The sequence below is a fragment of the Aureimonas sp. AU40 genome (genome assembly GCF_001463785.1).
In the GTDB taxonomy this organism is placed as follows: Bacteria; Pseudomonadota; Alphaproteobacteria; order Rhizobiales; family Rhizobiaceae; genus Aureimonas.
This window is the reverse complement of the sequence record NZ_BBWL01000028.1, coordinates 46,186-69,571: the sequence shown is the minus strand read 5'-3', so window position 1 is coordinate 69,571 and position 23,386 is coordinate 46,186. Positions and strand designations below refer to the sequence as shown.

The following is a 23,386-nucleotide window of genomic DNA, read 5'->3' as shown; positions in this document are numbered from 1 at the left end:
GAAGATTTCCTTCGTCTCCAACCGCCGCATCCATGGCATGTGGCAGACCACGATCCCATCGCGCTTTCTCGATGAACTGCCGGAGGACCATGTCGAGGTGGTCGAGGCCTCCGCCTCCTATGGCGGCTACGGCGCCGGGGGCATGGGCGGCTACGGCGCCTCGCGCTGGGACGCCAACGCCTTCAGCGCCTCGTCCTACGGCACGCCGGGCTGGCGCCGGGCGCAAGCTGCGAACGGCTCGGGCAGCACCTACGAGGGCGGGCGCGGCCGACGCATCGAATATGGCGAGGGCGGCGTTTCCGGCTCGGGCGCCAGAGCATCCGCCACGGCCGACAAATATATCGCGCGCGACGGCGGCACGGCCTCCGGCGGTGGCAGCGGCTTTGCCGGGCGGATGGAAGATGCCCATTCCGCCCAACGCTCGCGCGGTTCCAACCAGCCACCGCGCAAGGGCGGCGGCCTCTACTCGTCGGCCAAGAGCGGCGGCCCGCGCGAGATCGAGGGCACGCTCGTCGCCAAGTCCGTGTCGGAAGAGGCAAGCCCTTTTTCCGTCGGAGACCGCGTGTTCCACATGAAGTTCGGCAACGGCACGGTGGCCGTGGTGGAAGGTAACAAGCTGACGGTGGATTTCGACCGAGCCGGGCAGAAGCGCGTTCTGGACGGGTTCGTTTCCCCGATCTGAGCGCGCTCGGTAGCTCTCGCGATAGCGAAGCCGGCTTGGAGCGCTTCCAGGCAAAGCGGCCAGGCTTTGTCTGAGATAAGGGGCAAAGACCCATAGGTTTGAGCATTCCCGGCGGATCGAGATCACCGAGAATGCTCTGGAAGACCAAAACGCGAAACGCCCGGATCGCTTCAAGGCAATCCGGGCGTTATGCTATTCAGGGTTTCGGGTCGAGACCCGATTTCAGGACAGGCCGGCCAGAAGCTCGTGGACTCGGCGCAAATAGGCTTCCGCCTGCCGCGCCCGCGCTTCGGCCTCTTCGGCGCGCTGCTCGGCGCGCTTGGCACGAACGGTCGTTTCCCACTCGTTGTATTCGGCGTTGCGCAGGGCGACTTCGGCGCCGGCGATTTTCTCGTCCGCCTGCTTCAGCCGCTCTTCCAGCGACAGGATCTGGGCCTGGGCGCGCTGGTGCTCTTCGGCCGAGCGATCGGCCAGCGAGCGGTTCTGCTTCTCCAGCTGGGCGAAGCGCTTCTCGTAGCTGCGGATCGTGCCGGCCGCCTGCTCCACCATGGTGAGCGTCTGCGTCCAGTCGCCTCCCGGCGCGTCGACCGGCAGATTTGCGGCGGGCTCGATCAGGTCCGTCGACGGGGCGACGAGGATCGCGCTGCCCTCGTTGGCGGGGGGCGGAATGTCGCCCTCGCGCAGCGGCAGCGGTTCGCCGCCGCGAAACAGGCTCCCAAGCTCCTCGGCCGCCATGTCGAACAGCGCCGAGGGGCGGTCCGGCTGGCCGGGATCGAGATCCAGATCGTCGGCAATCTCGGTGCGGATCGCGCTCATTGCTCATCTCCCTGCGGATTGTTCAAGAAGGCGGCGCGCAGATCGGCCTCGACCTGCGCGTCGTCGCTTTCCGTCCCGACCACCTTGCTGAAACTGCCGATTATGGCGTCGTGCATCTTGGCGAGCCAGGCTTCCGCCTCGCTGGCGCGGGCCTCGGCCCGACGCGCGCGCGCCTCGGACTCGGCCAGACGCACCTCGGTCTCGTCGAGCTGCTCCTGTAGCGAGCGGATCTCTTCGGCCGCCCGCTCGGCGTCGAGCCGGTGCTCGATCTCCATCTCGGTCGTGCGCTCGTCGCGGATGCGGATGGCTTCGCTCGCTTCGCGCACGAGATCGAGCGCCGCCGACCAGTCCCGCTTCGGCTCGCTCCCCGTCGTGACCAGCGAGTAGCCGGCGTCACCGCGCTCGTCGGCCATGTCGGACAGGCTCTGACGCAGGCTCAACCCGATCTCTTCGTTCCCTCTGATCGTCATGCCTAGGTTTCCCCTCGTCCCTTGCCGCATTCCTCAACGCCCGAAGGCGCTCAATCGTTCTTGTCGGGCGCCGTGAAGGGGCGCACGTTGGATGGCCTGTCCTCGCGCGCGGCGGTTTCCGGCGGCAGTTCGATCGCCCCTTCGCCATGGCGACCGCGCGTGGCGCGCTTGAGGCTTTCGTTCTGCCGCTGGAGCGCCGAGCGGCTTTCGCGCGCGATGTCGAGCGCCCCTTGCGCGAGTGTGCGTTCGGCGCGCTCGTTCTGCAACTCCTCGATCAATCGACGGTTAGCGACCTCGAGCGCCATGCGCTCCTGCTCGAAACGCAGGGTCAGCGCTTCCACCCGGTCGGTGAGGTTCGCGGCGCGCGAATTGACGCTTTCGAGCGAGGCGTCCTTGGCCGCCAGCGCCTTCACCAGCATGTCGCAGCGCGCTTCCATCTCGTTGCGGCCCTTGTCGGCCTCCTGGAGCATGGTGGAAAGGCGGCCGTTGTCGGCGCGCAGGCTTTCGACGCGCCGCTCCAGCGTGGTTCGGTCGGCCGAGGCCTCCTTCACCGCCCGGTCGGCAGAGCGCACCGTTTCCTCGCGCTCGCGCAGCTGGTTGCGAACCTGCACCAGGATCTGGTCCGTGGCGGCGAGACGCGCGCTCAAGGTCTCGATCTTCATGGCCGAGTTGGCGCGCTCGGTCTTCAAGGCGCCGAGATCGGTCTCGTGCTGGGCGACGCTGCGCTGGCGCGCCGCCTGCTCGGAGGCGAGCTGGGTTTCCAGCGTCGAAATGGTCTGGAGGTTCTGGTCGACCTGCTGCTCGATCTCGTTGAGGCGACCGTAGAGCGCCACGAGTTCGGCCGACTGCTCTTCGGCCAGAAGCTGCAACCGGCGGTTCTCGCCGTCCAGAATCTGCCGCTTCTCCTCGGTTTCCGACAGCAGCCGCTCGGCCTCGTTGAGGGCCTGCTCGGAAATCTGCGCCTCGGCGCGCAGCGTCTTCACCTCGAGCGAGAGCGATTGGTTCTGCTCGACCTCGGCCAGGAGTTGGCGCTCCAGCGCGTTGGCATGGGAGGTGCGCTCGCGCAGCGTCAGGCGCTGCTCGTCCAGGATCGTCTCGTTCTCGCGCAGCGTGGTTTCCAGCCGCCCGACCCGGCCGGTCATGGCCGTGAGATCGGCCATCGCCTGCGAGTTGCGGCTGAGCAGATCGTCCACCTCGCGGCGGAGCGACTGGTTGCCGTCGACCTCCTGCGAATGGAGCGCTTCGAGCTCGAGAACGCGCGCCTTGGTCTGCGAGAGTTCACCGGCGATCGTCTCGATCGGCGCGATCAAGAGCGAGAAGTCGTCCGTCAGCGTGCGCAACTCTCCGAGCCGTTCCGACATTTCGCCGATCCGCACCCGCAGCACCTCGTTGCGCTGTCCGATCCCGTCCAGGGGAGGAAGCGAGGCGGGCACGGACGTCGTCTCCATCGGAGGGGGTCTCCTGACCGTCTGCGCCTGCGGCGTGATCGGCGCCTGCGCCTGGCCTTCGCCATTCCCGGCGGCTTCAGGCCGCGGCGAGCCGAGCCGGAGGAAGAAGGACAAAGGTGACGTCATGGAACGGGACCCCGAAGGCTAAGGCTTCATCGCCTGTCTTGCCGCCTCGCGCGTGCCGAAGCAATTGCCTTAAGAATTGGTAACCGAAGTTTTCCGCAAATTGTCGTTTTTGAACGTCACTCGTCGCACCCAAGCCCCTTCTCCGGGTTAGGTGGCAGATAGAAGCGTCGAGATCACGAGGATATGATCGGCCAAGCCTTCAGGCGGCTTACGTTCAGGAACCGTTCAGGCGCCGCGTTGTTCCTTAGGCAGACTTATAGCTTTGCCGGAGTGATCCATGCGTATCGCAAGAATGCTCGGGGGTAAGGTCTTGGCCGTCGCGATTGCGCTGACCATGTTGCCTGCTGCCATCCCGGCCAATGTTCCCATCGTCGGCGCCACCGCGGCCAAGGCCGATCCTTATTGGGGCGGCGGTTATGGCTACCGCCCGTACCGGGGCGGCCCCGGCTATTATCGTGGCGGCCCGGGCCCGGGCTATTACGGCGGCGGCCCCGGCTACTACGGGGGCCCGCGCTATTATGGCGGTGGTCCCCGCTATTATCGCCATCGCCACAACAATGGCGGCGCGGCCATCGCGGGCGCGATCCTGGGCTTGGGTGTCGGCGCGGCGATCGCCAGCGCCAACCAGCCCCGCTACGTCGCCCCGCGCTATGCGGCACCGGCCTACGGACTCCGCCCGTGGACACGCGACTGGTATCGTTACTGCGCGTCTCGCTACCGGTCCTTCGACCCCGGCTCGGGCACATTCCAGCCCTATAACGGCCCGCGCCAGCTTTGCCGCTGAAGGCATTGGCCTGACCTGCAAGACGGCCGCGTCCCTTGGGGGCCCGGCCGTTGTGCTGTCCGGGGAACTCGAACCCCCATGCCGCATTCCCTACAGACCAGTTTGACGCAAGGTTGGGGAGAGGTTGATATGGCGGGGCGAACGGGATTGAAGGCGGGCCTTCTGGTGCTCGCCAGCTTGATGGCGCTCCCGACTTGGGCATCGGCCGGCGAGTTCGTCGGCATCGATCCTTACAACCGGCCGGTCTATGCGCGCGAGGCTCAGTTTCCCATCGTTCCGAGCCGGGTCACCGGCCCCTATTATCGCAAGACGGTCGGCCAGTTCGGCGGACCTGCGGTGGCTGGCCCGCTCTATTATGCCGAACCGGCGCCTCCCGTTCCCGGCTACTACAGGCCCGATCCGCTCGTTCAGGCCGGCGCCGTTCTCGCTTTCGACCAGAATGCCGCCATCGGACAGGCCGAGCGCAATGCACGCGCGGAGCGAGGCATTGGTCGCCCCGCGCCGTTCAGTGCCGAATGGTATCGCTGGTGCGAGGCGCGCTACCGCTCCTTCGACCACGATTCGGGCACCTTCCAGCCGAACAACGGCCCTCGCCGCCTCTGCCGCTAGGCTGGGTCGGCCAAGGGCCGGGTCGCCAGTTCCAGCCAGTGACGGTCTTCGGCGTCCAGCCGAGGGCCGATCTGCTTAGCCACCTCGGCATGGTAGGCGTTCAGCCAGTCGATCTCGTCCGCAGTCATGAGTGAGCGCACGACGAGCCGGCGGTCGATCGGCGCGAAGGTCAGCGTCTCGAACCCGTGCATGGGCAGATCGCCGCCCTCGATGGGTGCGGCATCCTGCGTCAACAAGAGGTTCTCGATGCGAATGCCGAAGGCCCCCTCGCGGTAATAGCCCGGCTCGTTTGAGACGATCATGCCGGGTTCCAGCACCGCCACGCCCCGGCGCGAGATGGATTGCGGCCCTTCGTGGACGGCCAGAAACGCGCCGACCCCATGCCCCGTGCCGTGGGCGAAGTCGCAGCCGACGCGCCAGAGCGCAATGCGGGCGAGCGGGTCGAGGTCCATCCCCCGCGTGCCCTTGGGAAAGCGTGCCGTGGAAATGGCGATCATGCCCTTCAGCACCAGCGTGAACTTCTGCCGCACCTCGTCCGGCACGACGCCCAGCGCCACGGTCCGCGTGATGTCGGTCGTACCGTCCTGATACTGCGCGCCGGAATCGACGAGAAAAATCTCTCCTTCCCCCAGCGTGCGGTTGGACGCGCGATTGACCCGGTAGTGCGGCAGCGCCGCATTGGGGCCGGCGGCGGAGATCGTGTCGAAGGACAGGTCGCGGAGCGGCATTCCGTCCGCTTCGCCGAACCGGCCGCGGATGGCTTCCAGCCTCTCGGCGGCGTCGATTTCGGTGACGCTGCCGGCCGGCTGCCGGTCCAGCCAGGCCAGGAACGAGGTGATAGCCGCGCCGTCGCGCAGATGGGCGCGTCGCGACCCCTCGATCTCAACCGCGTTCTTGCGCGCGCGGGGCAATCGGGCGGGGTCTTCCTTCTCGACGATGCGCCCGCCCGCGCCCGCTACGATGCGACCCAGCCGGTCGGCGGTGAGCGCGGGGTCCAGCATCACCGTCTTGCCTTCCGCGAAGGCCGCGAGCGCTGGCTCCAGGCGCTCGGGCGCCTCGATCGCGGCGAGGGCGGAAAGCGCCGCCCTCGCCTCCCGGTCCAACTTGTCCCCGTCGATGAAGAGCACAGCTTGCCCCGCAGCCGGAATCAGCGCGAAGGACAGCGGCAGGGGCGTGTGGGGAACGTCGCTGCCTCGAATGTTGAAGACCCAGGCGACCGAACTCGGGTCGGTCAGAACGACACCGTCAGCCTTGGCCTTGCGCAGGCCTTCGCGGATCATTTCCAGCTTCTCGCCGGCCTCCACGCCGGCATAGGCGACGGGCTGCAGCGCCACCCGGCCTTTGGGGGCAACCGGGCGATCCTGCCAGATGCGGTCAACCGGATTGTGCTGGAGCGGCACCAGCGCGCCGCCCGCCTCCTCCATGGTCTTGGTCAGCGCCTTCACTTCGGCCAGCGTGTGAAGCCAGGGGTCGAAGCCGATGCGAAGCCCCTTGGCCTTGTCGCCGAGATAGCTGGCGAGCGGCGTCTCGACCAAATTCTCCGGCGTGAAAACCGTGCCGTCGATCTGCGCGCGCACCTGCACGGTGTAGCGCCCGTCGGTGAAGAGCACGGCGCTCTGGGGCAGAACCAGGGCCGTGCCGGCCGAGCCGGTGAAGCCCGTCAGCCAGCCAAGGCGCGCGGCGGAGGGCGGGATGTATTCGCCCTGGTGCTCGTCGGCGCGCGGCACCACGAACCCGTCGACGCCCGCCTCCGCCAGCGCGGCGCGCAGGCGCTCGACGCGCGAAGCCGATTGCGAGGAGTCGGACATCTCGTCGAAATCCTGGAACATGGGCGGCTTCCCTTTGTCGCGGCAGATTGAGGAGGCGGAGTCTGCCCTCGTCTGTTCCAAATCCGCACGCCCGGCTCAAGCGAAAAGGTTCATCACGGGGGTGCTTGCACGTCGCCATCAGGCTCGCTATGTTCGATCTTACGTTTACGCAAACGTCAAAATCGCTTCATCCGAGGAGGGATCGCGATGCCGGTCTATCAGGCGCCCGTGGCCGATACGCTGTTCGTGCTCAACGATCTGTTGGGTATCGAGCGCCACAGCAACCTTGCAGCCTTCGCGGAAACCTCGCCCGATATCGTGGAAGCCGTGCTGGGCGAAGCCGGACGGTTTGCTGAGGATGTGTTCTTCCCGCTGAACCAGACGGGCGATCGCGAGGGTTGCCATCGTCACGAGGACGGCTCGGTCACGACGCCGACGGGTTTCAAGCAGGCCTACAATCAGTTCCGCGAGGCCGGCTGGGGCGGGCTCTCGGCCGACCCGGCCTATGGCGGCCAGGGCCTGCCGCACACGGTGGCGGCCGCCGTCAACGAATATCTCTCCTCCGCCAACATGGCCTTCGCCATGTATCCCGGCCTGACGCGCGGCGCGATCGCGGCGCTGGAGCAGCACGGGACGCAGGAGCAGAAGCAGCTCTACCTGCCCAAGATGATCGAGGGCATCTGGACCGGCACGATGAACCTGACGGAGCCCCATTGCGGCACCGATCTGGGGCTGCTGCGCACCAAGGCCGCACCGGCGGGCGACGGGTCCTATCGCATCACCGGCCAGAAGATCTTCATCTCGGCCGGTGAGCATGATCTCTCCGACAACATCATCCATCTCGTTCTCGCCCGCATCGATGGCGCGCCGGAAGGCGTGAAGGGCATCTCGCTTTTCGTGGTGCCGAAGTTCCTCCCCGACGAGGCCGGGGCCGTCGGCGCGCGCAATGCCGTCTCCTGCGGTTCGATCGAGGAGAAGATGGGCATCCATGGCAACGCCACCTGCGTCATGAACTATGACGGCGCGACGGGCTGGCTGGTGGGCGAGGCCGACAAGGGCCTGCGCGCCATGTTCACGATGATGAACGAGGCGCGGCTCGGCGTCGGCGTGCAGGGGCTCGCCGTTTCTGAGATCGCCTATCAGAACGCCGTCGCCTATGCCCGCGAGCGCATCCAGGGCCGCTCGCTCTCCGGCGCCAAGGCGCCGGAGAAGCGCGCCGACCCGATCATCGTTCATCCCGACATCCGCCGCATGCTGATGACCATCCGCGCGGTGAACGAGGGCGGCCGGGCACTGATTCTCTGGACCGCGCTGAAGGGCGACCTGTTCCACCTGTCGCAGGACGCCAAGGAGCGCGAGGCGGCGGACGATTGGCTGGGCCTGATGACCCCCGTCATCAAGGGCGTGTTGACCGACAAGGGCTTCGACAACGCCGTGATGGCGCAGCAGGTCTATGGCGGCCACGGCTACATCGCGGAATGGGGCATGGAGCAGTATGTGCGCGACGCGCGCATCGCCCAGATCTACGAGGGCGCCAACGGCATCCAGGCGCTCGACCTCGTCGGCCGCAAGCTGGCGCTGAACAACGGCCGCGCCGTGCAGAGCTTCTTCGCCGAGGTCGGCGCCTTCTGCGAGGCCCATCGCGCCGACGAGCGTCTTTCGCCCTTCACCAAGGGGCTGAAGAAGGGGCTGAACGACCTGCAGGCGGCGACGCTCTGGCTGATGGGCAACGCCATGGGCAAGCCCGACAACGCTGGCGCGGCCTCGACCGACTACATGCATCTCTTCGGCCTCGTGGCGCTCGGCTACATGTGGGCGCGGATGGCCAAGGTGGCGGCTGAGAAACTCGGCGACGGCAGTGCGACCGATCCCGCCTTCCTGGAGGCCAAGCTCGTGACGGCCCGTTTCTTCATGGACCGCCTGATGCCGGAAACGGCCGCCCACCTTGCCCGCATCTCCTCGGGCTCCACCTCGATGATGGCGCTGGACGCCGCCGTCTTCTGATCAACATTGCCTTCCGACAGTCCTCACCGTCCGACACCGGCCGCGATCCGAAAAGAGACAGCGATGCTTGACGCCTTCATCTACGATCATGTTCGCACCCCGCGCGGCCGGGGCAAGAAGGATGGCGCCCTTCACGAGGTGCCGGCCGTTCGCCTCGCCGCCCGGGTCCTGGAATCGCTGCGCGAGCGCAACGGGCTGGACACCGCCAAGGTCGACGACATCATCTTCGGCTGCGTCGACCCCGTGGGCGAAGCCGGCTCGGTGATCCCCAAGGCGGCCGCCTTCGAGGCGGGATACGACTTCGCGGCGCCCGGCATTCAGATCTCGCGCTTCTGCGCGTCCGGGCTGGATGCGGTGAATCTCGGCGCCGCCAAGATCGGCTTCGGCTCCGACGACATCGTGATTGCGGGCGGCGTGGAATCCATGTCGCGCGTCGGCATGGGCATGTCGGGCGGCGCCTGGATCATGGACCCCTCCGTCGGCATCCCCGCCTATTTCATGCCGCAGGGCATCTCGGCCGATCTGATCGCCACCAAATACGGCTTCAGCCGCGACGACGTCGACGCCTATGCCGTGGAATCGCAGCGCCGCGCGGCGGAAGCCTGGGCCGACGGGCGCTTCGCCAAATCGGTCGTGCCGGTGCGCGATCAGAACGGGCTGGTGATCCTCGACCGCGACGAGCACATGCGCCCCACAACGGACATGCAGTCGCTCGGGAGCCTCAACGCCTCCTTCGCCGCGCATGGCGAGATGGGCGGCTACGACGCGGTGGCGATCCAGGCTCATCCCGAGCTCGAAAGCGTCGAGCATGTCCACCATGCCGGCAATTCGTCGGGCATCGTGGATGGCGCCGGCGCCGTGCTGCTCGGCTCCAAGCGCGCCGGCGACACGCTGGGGCTGAAGCCCCGCGCGCGCATCCGCGCCTTCAGCAATATCGGCTCCGACCCCGCGCTCATGCTGACCGGCCCGGTGGACGTGACCAAGAAGCTTCTGGAGCGCTCCGGCATGGCGCTCTCGGACATCGATCTGTTCGAGCTGAACGAGGCCTTCGCGGCCGTGGTGCTGCGCTATCTCCAGGCCTTCGAGATCGACCCGGCCCGGATGAACGTCAACGGCGGCGCCATCGCCATGGGCCATCCGCTCGGCGCGACCGGCGCGATGATCCTCGGCACGGTGCTGGACGAGTTGGAGCGGCAGAACAAGCAGACCGCGCTGGTCACGCTCTGCATCGGCGCCGGCATGGGCACGGCGACCATCATCGAGCGCGTCTGAGCCGCGCCCGCCATGGCTGCCCCTCGCCTGTCCCCTTCCGCCGGCCGGCTCGCGCGGTCAGCAGACCTGGACGCCGAGCTCGGCGGCCATGTCGCGCGCGCCGCGCAGGTTCAGCTGAGGCAGCGCCTCGAAGGCGGGGCGGGCGAAGTAGTAGCCCTGGAACAGGCGAATGCCGGCGACCTGCAGGATCGTGAACTCGGCTTCCGTCTCGACGCCCTCGGCCAGGACCTCGATCCCCAGCGCCCGCGCGGCCGAGGTGATCGAGGCCACGACCACCTGCCTGGGATAGCTCGTGTCGATGCCGCGCACGAGCTTCATGTCGAGCTTGATGAGGTCGGGCTGGAAGTCCACCAGGAGACCCAGCCCGGCAAAGCCGGCGCCGAAATCGTCCAGCGCGGTGACGAAGCCCTGACGGCGATATTCCGAGAGGATGCGCTGGAGATGGCCGGTGTCGAGGATCTCCTCGTTCTCGGTGAACTCGAACATCAGCGCGCCGAGCGGAAAGTCGTGCTTGCGGGCGGCGAGAAGCGTCGCACGCAGGCAGGCTGCCGGCTCGTAGACGGCATTGGGCAGGAAGTTGATGGACAGGCGCAAGCTCTGCTCGCGCGGGAAGAGCCGAGAGGCCAGCTCGATGGCCTTGACGCGGCAGCGCTGGTCGAACCGGTATTTCTGGTCCGGCCCGACCTGGGACAGGATGCTGTAGGCGCCCTCCCCCTGAAGACCTCGGATCAAGGCTTCGTAGCCCCAGACGCGGCTCTCTTTGATGTCGTAGATCGGCTGGAACGCCATCGAGAAGTCGAAATCCAGCGGCTCGCCCGACCGGCATCCGTCACAACCCGAGCTCATTCCGCTTCCTTCCGCAGCCCCTCCGACCTCGGCAATCTACAGGGGGCCGCCTTAGTAAAGTCTGAAGTTTCCGGGCGGCTTGCGTAGCCGTCCTTCGAATTCGCCCGACCTTTCATCTTGAAACATCCATTTCGGGAAACAGGCATGACCTACAAGAACTTCACTCTCGGCCCGAACGAAGACGGTATCGTCGTGGTCACCTGGGACATGCCCGACCGCTCGATGAACGTCTTCACCGAAGAGGTGATGCGCGAGATCGACGCGTTCGTCGACGCCTTCGCCGCCGACGAGGCGGTGAAGGGCGTGGTGCTGGCCTCCGGCAAGGCGGGGTCCTTTACCGGCGGCGCGGATCTCAAGATGCTGCGCGGCATGTTCGACGCCTTCGAGGCGAAGAAGCGCGAGGACGAGGCGGCGGCGGTGGCCGAGCTATTCACGCGCTGCGGCGAGATGGGCCGCATCTGGCGCAAGTTGGAAACCTCCGGCAAGCCTTATGTTGCGGCGATCAACGGCACCTGCATGGGCGGCGGCTTCGAGCTGGCGCTGGCCTGCCACGGGCGCGTGGCCGCCGCGGAAGCCAAGATGGGCCTGCCTGAAGTGAAGGTCGGCATCTTCCCCGGCGCCGGTGGTACGCAGCGCGTGCCGCGCCTCACCGACACGCAGTCGGCGCTCCAGATGCTCCTGAAGGGCGAGACGCTGTCGGCGGCCAAGGCCAAGTCGATGAAGCTGATCGACGAGGTCGTGCCGGCCGAAGGGCTGATCGAAGCGGCCAAGGCCATGCTGCGGGCGGGCCTCAAGCCGGTGAAGCCCTGGGACGAGAAGGGCTTCAAGCTGCCGTCCGGCCCGGTCTACTCGCCGGCCGGGGCGCAGGTCTGGCCTGCGGTCGCCTCGCTCTACCGCAAGGAAACGGCGGACAATTATCCCGGCGCGCGCGCCATCGTGAAATGCGTCTACGAAGGTCTTCTGCTGCCGATCGACCAGGCGCTCAAGGTCGAGCAGCGCTACTTCACGGAGGTCCTCCAGACCACCGAAGCGGCGATGATGATCCGCTCGCTCTTCGTCTCGCTGCAGGCGCTGAACAAGGGCGCCCGCCGCCCCGCCGGGGTCCCTGAGCAGACGCTCGGCCGCGTCGGCGTGATCGGCGCCGGCTTCATGGGCGCCGGCATCGCCTATGTCGCGGCAAAGGCGGGGCTGGAGGTCGTGCTGATCGACCGCGACCAGGAGGCTGCCGACAAGGGCAAGGCGCATTCGGCCGGGCTGATGGACGGTCTCGTCAAGAAGGGACGCGCCAAGCCAGACGAGGCCGAGGCGCTGCTCGCGCGCATCACGGCGACGCCGGACTATGCCGCGCTCAGCGACGTCGATCTGGTGATCGAGGCTGTGTTCGAGGATCGCGGCGTCAAGGCGGAAGTGACGCGCAAGGTGGCCGAGGTGCTGAAGCCCGGCGCCATCTACGCCTCCAACACCTCGACCCTGCCGATCACCAGTCTGGCGGAAGCCTTTCCCGACGCTTCGCGCTTCATCGGCATCCATTTCTTCTCGCCGGTCGACAAGATGATGCTGACCGAGATCATCCTCGGCAAGGAGACCGGCGACGTGGCGCTGGCCACCGCGCTCGACTTCGTGCGCGCCATCAAGAAGACGCCGATCGTCGTCAACGACACGCGCGGCTTCTTCGCCAATCGCTGCGTGCTGCGCTACATGACCGAGGCCTACGACATGCTGGTCGAGGGCGTGCCTCCGGCCATGATCGAGAACGCGGCGAAGTTCGCCGGCATGCCGGTCGGCCCGCTGGCGCTGAATGACGAGACGGCGGTGGATCTCAGCCATCGCATCATGAAGGCGACCATGCGCGACGAGGGACAGGACGCGGTCGATCCGCGCCATTTCCAGCTGGTCGAATCCATGGTGACCGAGGACGGGCGTCTCGGCCGAAAAGCAGGCAAGGGCTTCTACGACTACCCCGCCAAGCCGGCCAAGAAGCACCTCTGGCCGGGCCTGAAGGAGAAGTTCCCGCAGCAGAAGCCAGAGGACGTGGACTTCGCGGAGCTCAAGCAGCGCTTCCTCGTCACCATGGCGCTGGAAGCGGCGCGCACCATGGAGGAAGGCGTCGTGACCGACCCGCGCGAGGCCGATGTCGGCTCGATCCTCGGCTTCGGCTACGCGCCCTATACCGGCGGCACGATCTCCTACATCGACGGCATGGGCGCCAAGGCCTTCGTCGCCCTATGCGAAAAGCTGGAAGCCAAGCATGGCGAACGCTTCCGCCCGACGCCTCTCCTTCGTGAGATGGCCGAGCGCGGCGAGAGCTTCTACGGCCGCTTCGGCGCGGCGGAAGCCGCCTGAGCCAGATAAGGCGGCCCGATCGGGCCGCTGCCACCTCTTCTCAACTCGGGCGGGTCCGCTGGTTTCAGTGGGCCCGCTTTTCTTTGGCGAGGCTGCGGCCGATCGTGTCTGCGACCCGCGCGCCCCGCGCGCCGAGCGGCTTGTCCGGCTTGTCGGTCGTGTCCATCGCGGTCTGGTGCTCCATCTCGGCATTGATCTCGGCGCCAATGATGAAGATGGTCGAGGACAGCCAGACCCACATCATGAAGCCGACCACCGCGCCGAGCGAGCCATAGGTGGCGCCGTAATTGGCGAAGTTCTGCAGGTACCAGGAGAAGCCCATCGAGGCGAGAAGCCAGATGCAGGCGGTCAGCGTGGCGCCGAAGAAGACCCATTTCCAGCGTGCCCGCGCGCGGCTCGGCCCATAGCGGTAGACCATGCTGATGCCGCCGACCGCGAGAACGAAGACCAGCGGCCAGCGGGCCGCCGCGATCAGTTCGTCGGTCAGGCTTTCCGCGCCGATCAGGTTCATGATGATGGGCACCACGCCGACCGTCACGAACATCACGATGCCGATGAAGACCGCGCCCATGGTGAACAGGAAGGCGATGGCGTTGAGCCGAAGGAACGAACGCTCCTCCTGCTCGCCATAGGCGACGTTCATCGCCTCGAACAGCGTCTTCACGCCGTTGTTGGCGCTCCAGAGCGAGAAGAGAAGGCCCGACAGGAAGCCGATCGACAGCGAGGCGGGATCGCGCGTCACGAGATATTGAAGCTGGGAGGTCAGGATGTCGGTGCCGGCGCGCGGCAGAAACTGGCCGACATAGGCGATATGGTCGGCGATCGTGGTCGGATCGGCGACGATGCCATAGAGCGAGACGAAGACCGCCAGCGCCGGGAACAGGGCGAGCAGGAGATAGAAGGTCGCGCCGGCCGCGATCAGCATCACCCGGTCCTCGAAGAACGAGTACCAGAGACGCCAGGCGATATCTTTCCAGCCCCGCCAGGGGATGCCCAGCGGCCCACTGGCGTCGCGCCCCCGCCCCGGCTCGCTGGCGCGGCGGCGGGTTTCCTCGGTCGTGTTCGGGGCAAAGCGCAAGCCCGGCACAGGCATGATCATCTCCAGGAAGCACGAGGCCGGACACAGCCCGCGAACCCAACGGAATGCAGCCTCCGCCCGCAGGTTCCCCTTCAGGCTGTGGAGAACCCATATAGGAGATTGTTTGACAACTCGGCGGCGGAGGGCCGTCGAGTGATTTTGCGACGTTCGCGAGGCGCCAAACTTGCGTGATGCGAGGGCGCATCTGCGAGGATTGGCAACGAAGTGGCGGCGGAAAAACGCCGACGGGCCGACCCGACCGAGTTGTCAAACAGTCTCTAAGAGCGCCTAACAAAATCTCTGGGCGGAGGATGGGCGAGGGATTTTCGTTCGGGAACGAGGAGCGAAGCGCAGTCGATGCCGGCGGCATCGGCGAGCATTCGCGACGAAGTCCACGGCGAAAAGACCCGACCAGCCGACCCCACGAGATTTTTGTTAGGTGCTCTAAGGCCAAACTCCGCGCAAGCTTGCGGCTCGGGCGTGGAAAACCGGGGCCGTTGCGCACTCGCCTCTCGACACCGCGCGCGGGCGACCGTAAACAGATGGGAAGGCAAGGATAATATTCCTTGCCGTCGATCTTCCATCCCCGATCCTCGAGACGATCCGCATGTTTTCCCACGAGCGCATCTGGACGGCGATCGATCTTCTGGCCGCCCGCTGCAAGCTGTCCCCCTCGGGCCTCGCCCGAAAGGCGGGGCTCGATCCCACGACCTTCAACCGCTCCAAGCGCTTTGCCGTCGACGGGCGGCCGCGCTGGCCCTCGACCGAATCGATCGCCAAGATCCTGGAGGCGACGGGCGTCGCGTTTTCCGAGTTCTCCTCGTTCCTGGGCAGCGGCCTGTCGCCGGCCAACCTGCCGGCGCGCCCCTCGGCCGCCGTGCCGCTGATCGGCTTCGCGCAGGCCGGCGTGGGCGGCTTCTTCGACGATGCCGGCTTTCCCGTGGGCCAGGGTTGGGACGAGATCGAACTGCCCGGCCAGGACGGCATGCTCTATGCGCTGGAGGTTTCCGGCCAGTCGATGATGCCGCTCTACCGCGAGGGCGACGTGGTGATCGTCTCGCCCGGCGCCTCGGTGCGGCGGGGCGACCGCGTCGTCGCCAAGACGCGGGACGGCGAGGTCATGGTAAAGATCCTGCAGCGGCAGACCGCCAAGACCGTGGAACTCGCCTCGGTCAACCCGGACTTTCCCGACCGCCAGTTCGCCGCGTCCGAGATCGAATGGATCGCCCGCATTCTTTGGGTCAGCCAGTAGCGCCGAGCACCTGCGACATTCCAACCAGCGGGCGCCGCGCTAGATCCCATGGTGGCGAAACCGAGGACCGAACATGCGAACCTTTCGAATCGCGCTGGGTCTCTGCGCGCTTCTTCTGGCGTGGATGTTTCTCCTGCCGCAGACCGCGCTCGGGCCGGTGGAACGCCGCGTCGCGCGGATCGAGCCCGCTCAAGCCACAGCCTCGACGCCGGCTTCGAGCGAAGCGCGCGCCGCGCCCAGTGAGGCCGAACTCACTCTCGGCCCCGTGCGCACGGTCGGCCCCGTCGCGGTGGAGACAGTCGGCCCCCTGCACCGCCTGCCGCCGGTCGTGAGCGGCGCGGCCGAGCCCCCTGTCGCGGCGATTCCTGCCGCCGAGAGCGAGCCTGAGATCGCGGCCGCCGGGGAGACGACGCAAGCGCCCGTCGAGGAGGCCGCCCTCGCCCCCGAGCCGGCCAAGCCCGAGGTGCCGGGCACGCGCCGCCTGCCCTTCCCGATCGCGCTCGACAGCGGCACGATCCGCTCCGGCGAGACGATGATCCATATCGCAGGCGTCGCGCCCATCGCGCCGGACGCGCGCTGCGCCGACGGGCCGCGCTCCTGGCCCTGCGGGGTGCGAGCGCGCACGGAGTTCCGGGCCTGGCTGCGAGGGCGCACGCTGGTCTGCGATCCCGTCGCCGAGCAGGCGCCGGACGCGCCCGTCGCCTGCCGGCTGGGCGAGGAGGATGTCGGCGAATGGCTGGTGCGCAATGGCTGGGCCAATGCGGAGTCGGGCAGCCGCTACGAGGCGACGGCCGATGCCGCCCGCAAGGAAAGCCGGGGCATCTGGCAATTCGAGATCGCGCAGCAATAGCGCCCGCAAGAGGGCGGACGCTCTCAAGCGCTCAGGCCGGAGCCCAAGCACCCCGGCCCTGTCTCCAGTTCAGGCCAGCGGCTGGAGCCGGCCTTCCAACGCATCGCGGATCAGCCGGCGCGTTTCGGCGATGCCGTAGAGCGCGACGAAGGAGCCGAAGCGAGGCCCCCGCTCCTGCCCGATCAGGATCTGGTAGAGCGCCGAGAACCATTCCAGCGACACGCCGGGGCCGCCGTCCGGCCCCTTCTTCTTGGCGTCTTGGTAGCGCGGCAGCGGCCGGGCCACGTCGAGCACCGCGTCCTGAATCGCGCCGGCGTCGGCGTCCGGCGCAAGGCCGGCGAGCTTCTCGTCCAAGGCTTCCAACGCCCCGCGTTCCACGTCATCCGGCGCGCGGAACCGCTTGGCGGGCCGCACGAAGTCCTCGAAATAGCGCAGAGCGTAGCTCACCAGCCGGTCTAGCTCGGGATCGCTTTCGGCGGTGACGCCCGGCGCATAGCGCGAGATGAAGCCCCAGAGCGTCTTGGCGTCCGAGGCGTTGGAGGCCGAGACGAGGTTGAGCAGCAGCGCGAAGGGCACGGCGATGCCCTTCACCGGCGGCTCGCCATTGTGGATGTGGAACACCGGATTCTGCAGGCGGGACTTGGCGTCCTGCCGGTCGAAGGCGCTGGCGAAGGCGTAATAATCCTCCACCGCCTTGGGGATCACGTCGAAATGCAGACGCTTGGCGGCGCGCGGCTTGTTGAACATGTAGAGGCCGAGGCTTTCCGGCGAGGCGTAGGTCAGCCAGTCCTCGATCGACAGGCCGTTGCCCTTCGACTTGGAAATCTTCGCCCCTTCCGCGTCGAGGAAGAGTTCGTAGACGAAATGCTCCGGCGCCTCGCCCCCTAAGATCTCGCAGATCCGGTCGTAGACCCCGGCATTGGTCTGATGGTCCTTGCCGAACATTTCGAAATCGACGCCGAGCGCGGCCCACCGCATTCCGAAATCGGGCTTCCACTGCAGCTTCACCGCCCCGCCGGTCACCGGCAGCGTCGTCTCCGTTCCGTCCTCGTCGAGGAAGGTGACGGTGCCGGCCTTGGCGTCGACATGCTTCATGGGCACGTAGAGGACCCGGCCGGTCTTGGGCGAGATCGGCAGGAAGGGGCTGTAGGTCGCCTGACGCTCCGTCCCCAGCGTCGGCAGCATGACGCCCATGATGTCGTCGTAGCGCTCGGCCGCGCGCAAGAGCACCGTGTCGAAGCGACCCGAGCGATAATAGTCGGTCGCGCTGGCGAACTCGTATTCGAAGCCGAACGTGTCGAGGAAGCGGCAGAGCATGGCGTTGTTGTGCTCGGCGAAGCTCGCATACTCGCCACCGAACGGATTGGGCACGTCCGTCAACGGCTTCTGGAGATAGGGCTCGAGCGCGGCGCGATCGGGCACGTTCTCGGGGATCTTGCGCATCCCGTCCATGTCGTCGGAAAAGCAGATCAGCCGCGTCGGCACCTGGTCCTGCGTCAAGATGCGGAAGGCGTTGCGCACCATGGTGGTGCGCGCCACTTCGCCGAACGTGCCGATATGGGGCAGGCCCGAGGGGCCGTAGCCCGTCTCGAACAGAGCCTCGCCCTTGCCGGTCCGCTCCAGCCGCTTGACGATCTTGCGCGCTTCCTCGAAGGGCCAGGCATTGGAGGTCAGCGCCTCCGGGTGGATCGTGGCATCGTCATAAACGGAAGGCCGCGGCGCGTCGGACATTCGTTCGGTTTCCTTCATGCAAGGGGTGTAGCGCGCCTGGCGCGCGTCGCTTTGGGCCGGTCTATGGGTCGCGCGCGGCCCTTCGTCAACAAACTCGGGCGGTCAGAAGGCGCTGATCGGGAAGTAGCGCAGGAGAAGCTCCGACAGGCGCTTGTCGCGCACGATGCGCCCGATCGCATAGTCGAAGGCCGCCGCCAGCTGCGGATCGTCTCCGCGCACCGCAATCCCCAGCCCTTCCCCCAGGAACCGATCGGAAAGATAGGGGCCGCCGGCGAACTCGCAGCATTCCCCCGCCGCCTCGCTCGCCTGCCAGAAGGACAGGGCGACGCCGTCCCCGAACAGGGCTCGAACACGGTTGGAGCGCAGCGCTGCTTGCGCATCGGCGGGCGAATCGAAAGCGACGGCGCGCGCCTGCGGGAAAAAGGAGCGCAGCATCGCCTCGTGCGCGCTGCCGGCCACGACGCCGATCTCGGCGCCGGCCAGCCCCGTGCGCAGCGATTGCGAAAGGTCGGTCCCCCGCGCGACGAGAAAGCGGGCGGGAAAGCGCAGGAAGGGCTGCGTGAAGGCGAAGCGCGCGCGGTTCTCCGCCGTAATCGCCAGCCCGGCGACGACGGCGTCTCCCTCCCCGCTCTCCAAGGCGGAGGCGAGCTCGGCGAAGGGCCGCGCCTCGATCTGGCAGATCGCGGTGACATTCAGCTCCTCGCAGATCGCGCGGGCGAGATCGACATGGAAACCCGTCAGCCGGCCGCGCTGGTCGAGAAAGTTGAACGGGGGATAATCGACCGCCGTGAGGAAGCGAATCCGGGTCCGGGCGGAAAGGTCGGGCTCGGCCAGACGCTGCGCCTGATCGCGGAAGTTCGGGGTCTCGACGGACTGCTGGGCGCTCGCCGGCCCGACCAGAAGCAGCAACGCAACCGACAGGTTGCGTAGGCACGACAAGACGCCGGAGTTTCGCGCGGCGGTTGGTTTCCTCCTGCGCGTCATTTCGCAACCATGAAGCGTTGTCCTTCGAGAGGTGACGCGTGTCGGCTGTAACATCCGCCGGGTTGGATGAGAATGAAGCCGCAGCACAGGGATGGCCTTTGTATGGCGCGGCGGCCGGCTTCGGCAAGCCGGCGGGGCTGATCCTCGAACAAGGATCGGACGCGGCGCGGGCCGCTGTCGAGCAGCGCCTGCTTGACGCCTTTCTGCGCCATGCCGGTCTCGACCTCGCTCGTTTCCGCCTGATCCAGGCATCGGCGCGCCACAACGGATCGAGCCTCGACGAAGAGCTTGTGTCCCAGCGCGTCCTGACGGAAGAGGAACTGGCGAGCGCGTTCAGCCGAACGCTCGGCCTGCCCTACGAGGCGATCGAGCCCGGCATCACGATCCTGCGCAACGCGCGCGGGGAGTGGCAGTGCGGCCCGAGGCACCTGAAGGGCTGCGGCACCGGGTTCGAGGTGCTCTTCCATTTCAACCCGATGCTCGGCCGACTGGCGGAACTGGCGGAGGCGATCGAAGCGCTCGGCCCCCTTCGGGCGGCGCTGCGCATCGCCACGCGAAGCGACATCGCCCGCGCGCGGGCCGCCTTCACCGCGAAGGAGCGCTCGGATCGCGCGAGGCTCAGCTTAGCCGCCGACCATCATCGCCTGTCCGCGCGCGAGGTGATGACGCCGCCCCAGGCCGCGGTGCTGACGCTCACCGTCGTGCTGATTTTCTTCGCCTGGGCCAAGCTGACCTGGTTCTGGACGGGTGTTCACGCGCTTTGCAGCGTCTGCGCCATGGGGCTCACCAGCTTTCGCCTGGCCGTCCTGTCCGAAACCCCGCCCTTGGCGGAGACGGAGGCGCGAGCTGCCCCCCAATCGCACGCGCGGATGACCGACGAGGGCCTGCCGGTCTATTCCGTCCTGGTCGCGCTTCACCGCGAAGCGGCGATGGCGCCCTCCATCGTGGCGGCCATGGCCGCGCTCGACTGGCCCCGCTCCAAGCTCGAAGTCTTCTTCGTCTGCGAGGCGTCCGATCCCGAGACCGTCCATGCTGTGGAACGCGCGATCGGTGGCGAGCCGAACTTCTTCGTCATCGCGACCCCGCGCACCGATCCGCTGACCAAGCCCAAGGCGCTGAACTTCACCCTGCCGCTCGCGCGCGGCGAGTTCCTCGTTCTCTACGACGCGGAGGACCGCCCCGCCCCCAATCAGCTTCGGGCCGCTTTTTCCGCCTTTCGCGAGGGCTCGCCCGACCTCGCGTGCCTTCAAGCGCCGCTGGCTGTCCGCAATGCCGGCGACGGCTGGTTCGAAGCCATGTTCGCGATCGAATACGACGTCTTGTTCCGGGCCACCCTACCCTGGCTCGCGGCGTGCGATCTGCCGATCCCACTGGGCGGCACGTCCAACCATTTCCGGCGCGACGTGCTGATGAGTGTCGGCGGGTGGGACAGCCACAATGTCGCGGAAGATGCCGATCTCGGCATTCGTCTCGCTCGCATGGGATACCGGACCGGCGTCATCGCGGCTCCCACCTCGGAAACCGCGACGGGATGCTGGCGCGACTGGCGCAACCAGCGCACGCGCTGGATCAAGGGATGGATGCAGACCTGGTTCGTCCACATGCGCGACCCCATCCGGCTCCTGCGCGAGCTCGGCTGGCGCAACGTCCTGGCCTTTCAGATCGTCTTCGGCGGGATGGTGGCGTCCAGCCTCCTGCACGTCGTCTTCGGGCTGTCGCTGCTCAACGCGGGTCTCGCCTCGCTCGCGGGCGGCGACGATCCGCTCATAGGCCTCGGCGCTCTGGCGTTTCTGGATGTCGCCAATCTGGCGCTGGCCTATGCCAGCTTCATCGCCCTCGCGCGCCGGGTCACGCCAGTAGGGAGACGTCGCCATCTCACCCGGCTCTGGTCGCTCTGGGCCTACTGGTTCCTGGTCAGCGTCGCCGGCGTGCGGGCCGCGCTCCAGCTGATGCGCGCCCCGCATCGCTGGGAGAAGACCCCGCATGGCCCGAAGGCGATGCGGGTTTCGGCGCAGCCCCGCGCGCTTGTCGTTCAGTCGCCGTCGACGACCTCGGCGTGAGGCCGGTCGTCGCCGCGCGAGACCTCCTCGTGCCAGCCGCCTTCCCGGTCCTGATAGACGATGCCCTCGGTTTCGCCGGCCAGTTCCTGTCGGGCGGAGGCGTCGCGCGCAGCGGCGAGCGCGTCGTCATGCGAGCGAAAGGTCTCGGAAAAAACGTCGCCGACCTTGTAGGCCCAGCCGCCATCGTGTTCAACGACCTCGTAGCGGATGTTCGACATAGGGCTCGCTCCTCATTCTGCGTCTTCGCGACATAGGCATTGGGACGCTGTTCGCTTCGCGCAAAGCTAAATCACCCGTGCCGGAAGGCCAGCCCGCGCCGCTTGAATGAACGTTCAAGAATGCGCATCTCCAGACTGTGCCCTCGATCCGCTGTCTCTTGCCTGCGGATTTCGACAACGGGCTCCGCGTCAAGATCGCACGCGATCATTTTTAAGGTCACAAAACTCGCCATTCCATGGTAAGTTAAACGAAGAAGCGGGTAGTTGCGCTTCTTCCAGATCCAATTCAGGCCTTTGCAGGAGGTTTTGGCCCGCAGCATTGGGAACCTTCCTCCATGCCGCCGAGGGATACACAACTTTTGGTAGGAGCCAGATTGGGTCGCGGCCAATATAATTAGGACTTAGAATCCAGTTTGGCACAGTTAGAACATGTGTTCATTCGGACAAACGCGAGACGAAAGCATCGGACATGAAAGATCGCAGGCAGATCGGCGCCATCGCCTATTCCAATGATGCCGAAGCGGGCCTGCGCATCCTTCTGGTGACGTCGCGCGAGACAGGCCGCTGGGTCATCCCGAAGGGCTGGCCGATGAAGTCCAAGCTGCCGCATCAGGCGGCGGCGCAGGAGGCCTTCGAGGAAGCGGGCGTCGAAGGGTCGATCGCAAAGAAGGCGGCCGGCACCTACCGCTATCCCAAGACGTTGCGCAATGGCGACGTCGTGTCCTGCCGGGTCAAGGTCTATCCGATGGAAGTGAAGAAGCTCGCCTCGAAATGGCCCGAGGCGAGCGAGCGCAAGCGGCGCTGGTTCAGCACCGAGGACGCGGCCGCCGCCGTGGTGGAGCCGGATCTGGCCAAGATTTTCCTCTCGATCGGCCAGATCGTCAGCTAAGGCGGCTGGGCGCGATAACGGGCGAGCCTGTTTCGCGTCTAAAAGGTCACGGGGTCGTCGCTAACCGACGGCGCCGAGAACTCGCTGCGGATGAGTGGCGAGTTCGAAATCGGGGCCTCGCACCACGACTGCGAGCGTCAGCCCCGCCACCTCAGCGCTGTCGAGGGCCAGCGCCGTCGGCGCCGAAACAGCCGCGAGCAACTCGCAGCCCATCACCGCGGCCTTCTGCACGAGTTCGACGGACACGCGGCTGGTCATCACCAGGAACCCCTCGCCCGCCGCCACGCCTTCCAAAGCGAGCCAGCCGGCCACCTTATCGAGCGCGTTGTGGCGGCCGACATCCTCGCGCACCACCTGAATCGTGCCGTTCACCGCAGCGAAAGCCGCCGCATGCACCGCCCTCGTGGCGGCGCCGAGCACTTGGCGCGCGCCGAGATCGGCCACGGCCTTCACGATGGCTTCGGGCGCGACGCGCAGGCGATCGGCGAGATCCGGCAATTCCGGCCGCGTTTGCTCCAGGCTCTCGACGCCGCACAAGCCGCACCCCACCGGCCCCGTCATCAGCCGCCGGCGCGCGACATAGCGGGCCGCAAGGCTCGGCGCCAGCCAGAGCCGGCAGTCGTAGCCGCTGTCCGTTTCCTCGATCTCGAGCGTTTCGATGTCGCCGATGGTGCTGACGATCCGCTCGCTGAGCGCGAGGCCGATGGCGAACTCGCGCAGGTCGGCCGGCGTCGCCATCATCACCGCATGGGTCGACCCGTTGACCGAGAGGGCGACGGCCGTCTCGGCAGGCACGTTCCGCTCCTGCCTGACGAAACCACCATTGCGCCAGGCCAGAAGGGGGGCGGCTCGATAGGTCTCGACCAAGGCATGTCTCCCGAACGCAGAAGGAAGGACAAAGTGAGCTTTTCTCGATCTGAGTCGAGGGACACCAGGGCAATTCGACCGTGCTGGAGAGCGCCGAGAACAACAGGTCTGGCCCGTCTCCTGCAACACTCCCCTCGGAACCAGCTGCCTGCTCTTCGTCTACACGAAGCACACGCGGATTTGTTATCGACTTTCACGAGAAACTGAACGAAGAACCCGGCACGTCTCCTTCATCAAGGTTTGTCAAAC

The 23,386-nt window shown here is 67.0% G+C and carries 20 protein-coding genes and 1 pseudogene; 10 read left to right on the top strand and 11 right to left on the bottom strand.

The features are described from left to right. Positions 1 to 682 (top strand): annotated as a pseudogene (locus tag AUL32_RS25585) (ATP-dependent DNA helicase); the annotation flags it as partial. A 222-nt stretch (positions 683 to 904) separates the two neighbouring features. On the opposite strand, the gene AUL32_RS09085 reads toward AUL32_RS25585, so the two are convergent. Genes AUL32_RS09085 through AUL32_RS09075 form a run of 3 tightly spaced genes read right to left on the bottom strand, consistent with a single transcriptional unit; the run spans position 905 to position 3,416 of the window. Then, on the bottom strand, positions 905 to 1,498 hold the full coding sequence (locus AUL32_RS09085) for a hypothetical protein (RefSeq protein ID WP_061976610.1): 594 nt from the start codon (positions 1,496 to 1,498) through the stop codon (positions 905 to 907). Beyond that, positions 1,495 to 1,968, bottom strand: coding sequence for a hypothetical protein (locus tag AUL32_RS09080; protein ID WP_061976611.1), 474 nt, complete (start codon positions 1,966 to 1,968; stop codon positions 1,495 to 1,497). The genes AUL32_RS09085 and AUL32_RS09080 overlap by 4 nt, the downstream gene beginning before the upstream one ends. A 50-nt stretch (positions 1,969 to 2,018) precedes the next feature. Continuing rightward, positions 2,019 to 3,416: a hypothetical protein gene (locus AUL32_RS09075; protein ID WP_062113918.1), complete on the bottom strand. Its 1,398-nt coding sequence runs from the start codon at positions 3,414 to 3,416 to the stop codon at positions 2,019 to 2,021. Between the two features lie 403 nt (positions 3,417 to 3,819). On the opposite strand from AUL32_RS09075, the gene AUL32_RS09070 reads away from it, so the two are divergent. Together AUL32_RS09070 and AUL32_RS09065 are read left to right on the top strand one after the other, a co-directional pair. Beyond that, positions 3,820 to 4,326, top strand: a complete 507-nt coding sequence (locus AUL32_RS09070) for a BA14K family protein (RefSeq protein ID WP_082659439.1) — start codon at positions 3,820 to 3,822, stop codon at positions 4,324 to 4,326. Between the two features lie 129 nt (positions 4,327 to 4,455). Continuing rightward, entirely contained in the window at positions 4,456 to 4,935 is a 480-nt protein-coding gene (locus AUL32_RS09065; RefSeq protein WP_192847444.1) for a BA14K family protein, read from the top strand. Here AUL32_RS09065 and AUL32_RS09060 read toward each other — a convergent pair. Then, entirely contained in the window at positions 4,932 to 6,764 is a 1,833-nt protein-coding gene (locus AUL32_RS09060; RefSeq protein ID WP_062113908.1) for an aminopeptidase P family protein, read from the bottom strand. The two genes, AUL32_RS09065 and AUL32_RS09060, sit on opposite strands and share 4 nt — an antisense overlap. A 186-nt stretch (positions 6,765 to 6,950) precedes the next feature. On the opposite strand from AUL32_RS09060, the gene AUL32_RS09055 reads away from it, so the two are divergent. Together AUL32_RS09055 and AUL32_RS09050 are read left to right on the top strand one after the other, a co-directional pair. Beyond that, on the top strand, positions 6,951 to 8,747 hold the full coding sequence (locus AUL32_RS09055; protein WP_062113905.1) for an acyl-CoA dehydrogenase C-terminal domain-containing protein: 1,797 nt from the start codon (positions 6,951 to 6,953) through the stop codon (positions 8,745 to 8,747). A 63-nt stretch (positions 8,748 to 8,810) separates the two neighbouring features. Then, a complete protein-coding gene (locus tag AUL32_RS09050; protein WP_062113903.1) occupies positions 8,811 to 10,019 on the top strand; it encodes an acetyl-CoA C-acetyltransferase in 1,209 nt (402 codons plus the stop codon). Between the two features lie 57 nt (positions 10,020 to 10,076). On the opposite strand, the gene AUL32_RS09045 is transcribed toward AUL32_RS09050, so the two are convergent. Further along, a complete protein-coding gene (locus AUL32_RS09045) occupies positions 10,077 to 10,865 on the bottom strand; it encodes an EAL domain-containing protein (protein WP_062113900.1) in 789 nt (262 codons plus the stop codon). Positions 10,866 to 11,009: 144 nt separating this feature from the next. Here AUL32_RS09045 and AUL32_RS09040 point away from each other — a divergent pair, with 144 nt between their 5' ends. Beyond that, the gene (locus tag AUL32_RS09040; RefSeq protein ID WP_062113898.1) at positions 11,010 to 13,208 is read left to right on the top strand and encodes an FAD-dependent oxidoreductase; all 2,199 of its coding nucleotides are present in this window, start codon (positions 11,010 to 11,012) and stop codon (positions 13,206 to 13,208) included. Positions 13,209 to 13,272: 64 nt separating this feature from the next. Here the strand turns inward: AUL32_RS09040 and AUL32_RS09035 are convergent, their stop codons facing one another. Next, the gene (locus tag AUL32_RS09035; RefSeq protein WP_061976620.1) at positions 13,273 to 14,301 is read right to left on the bottom strand and encodes a YihY/virulence factor BrkB family protein; all 1,029 of its coding nucleotides are present in this window, start codon (positions 14,299 to 14,301) and stop codon (positions 13,273 to 13,275) included. Positions 14,302 to 14,893: 592 nt separating this feature from the next. On the opposite strand from AUL32_RS09035, the gene AUL32_RS09030 reads away from it, so the two are divergent. Further along, on the top strand, positions 14,894 to 15,538 hold the full coding sequence (locus AUL32_RS09030) for a S24 family peptidase (protein WP_062113896.1): 645 nt from the start codon (positions 14,894 to 14,896) through the stop codon (positions 15,536 to 15,538). A gap of 73 nt (positions 15,539 to 15,611) precedes the next feature. Beyond that, on the top strand, positions 15,612 to 16,388 hold the full coding sequence (locus AUL32_RS09025; protein WP_062113894.1) for a thermonuclease family protein: 777 nt from the start codon (positions 15,612 to 15,614) through the stop codon (positions 16,386 to 16,388). 69 nt (positions 16,389 to 16,457) lie between these two features. On the opposite strand, the gene AUL32_RS09020 is transcribed toward AUL32_RS09025, so the two are convergent. After that, on the bottom strand, positions 16,458 to 18,119 hold the full coding sequence (locus AUL32_RS09020; RefSeq protein WP_062113892.1) for a lysine--tRNA ligase: 1,662 nt from the start codon (positions 18,117 to 18,119) through the stop codon (positions 16,458 to 16,460). Positions 18,120 to 18,221: 102 nt separating this feature from the next. Continuing rightward, complete coding sequence (locus tag AUL32_RS09015; protein ID WP_244497764.1) at positions 18,222 to 19,058, bottom strand: transporter substrate-binding domain-containing protein; 837 nt, start codon at positions 19,056 to 19,058, stop codon at positions 18,222 to 18,224. A gap of 143 nt (positions 19,059 to 19,201) precedes the next feature. Here AUL32_RS09015 and AUL32_RS09010 point away from each other — a divergent pair, with 143 nt between their 5' ends. After that, a complete protein-coding gene (locus AUL32_RS09010; protein WP_062113888.1) occupies positions 19,202 to 21,163 on the top strand; it encodes a glycosyltransferase family 2 protein in 1,962 nt (653 codons plus the stop codon). On the opposite strand, the gene AUL32_RS09005 is transcribed toward AUL32_RS09010, so the two are convergent. Both AUL32_RS09005 and AUL32_RS09000 read right to left on the bottom strand, forming a co-directional pair. Then, positions 21,136 to 21,381, bottom strand: a complete 246-nt coding sequence (locus AUL32_RS09005) for a DUF2188 domain-containing protein (RefSeq protein ID WP_061976626.1) — start codon at positions 21,379 to 21,381, stop codon at positions 21,136 to 21,138. The genes AUL32_RS09010 and AUL32_RS09005 overlap by 28 nt on opposite strands. A 71-nt stretch (positions 21,382 to 21,452) precedes the next feature. Then, positions 21,453 to 21,701: a hypothetical protein gene (locus AUL32_RS09000; protein WP_062113885.1), complete on the bottom strand. Its 249-nt coding sequence runs from the start codon at positions 21,699 to 21,701 to the stop codon at positions 21,453 to 21,455. Positions 21,702 to 21,850: 149 nt separating this feature from the next. Between AUL32_RS09000 and AUL32_RS08995 the strand changes: the two genes are divergently transcribed. Continuing rightward, complete coding sequence (locus AUL32_RS08995) at positions 21,851 to 22,270, top strand: NUDIX hydrolase (protein WP_062113882.1); 420 nt, start codon at positions 21,851 to 21,853, stop codon at positions 22,268 to 22,270. Positions 22,271 to 22,330: 60 nt separating this feature from the next. Here the strand turns inward: AUL32_RS08995 and fdhD are convergent, their stop codons facing one another. Further along, a complete protein-coding gene (fdhD, locus tag AUL32_RS08990) occupies positions 22,331 to 23,137 on the bottom strand; it encodes a formate dehydrogenase accessory sulfurtransferase FdhD (RefSeq protein WP_062113879.1) in 807 nt (268 codons plus the stop codon). Positions 23,138 to 23,386 lie beyond the last annotated feature (249 nt).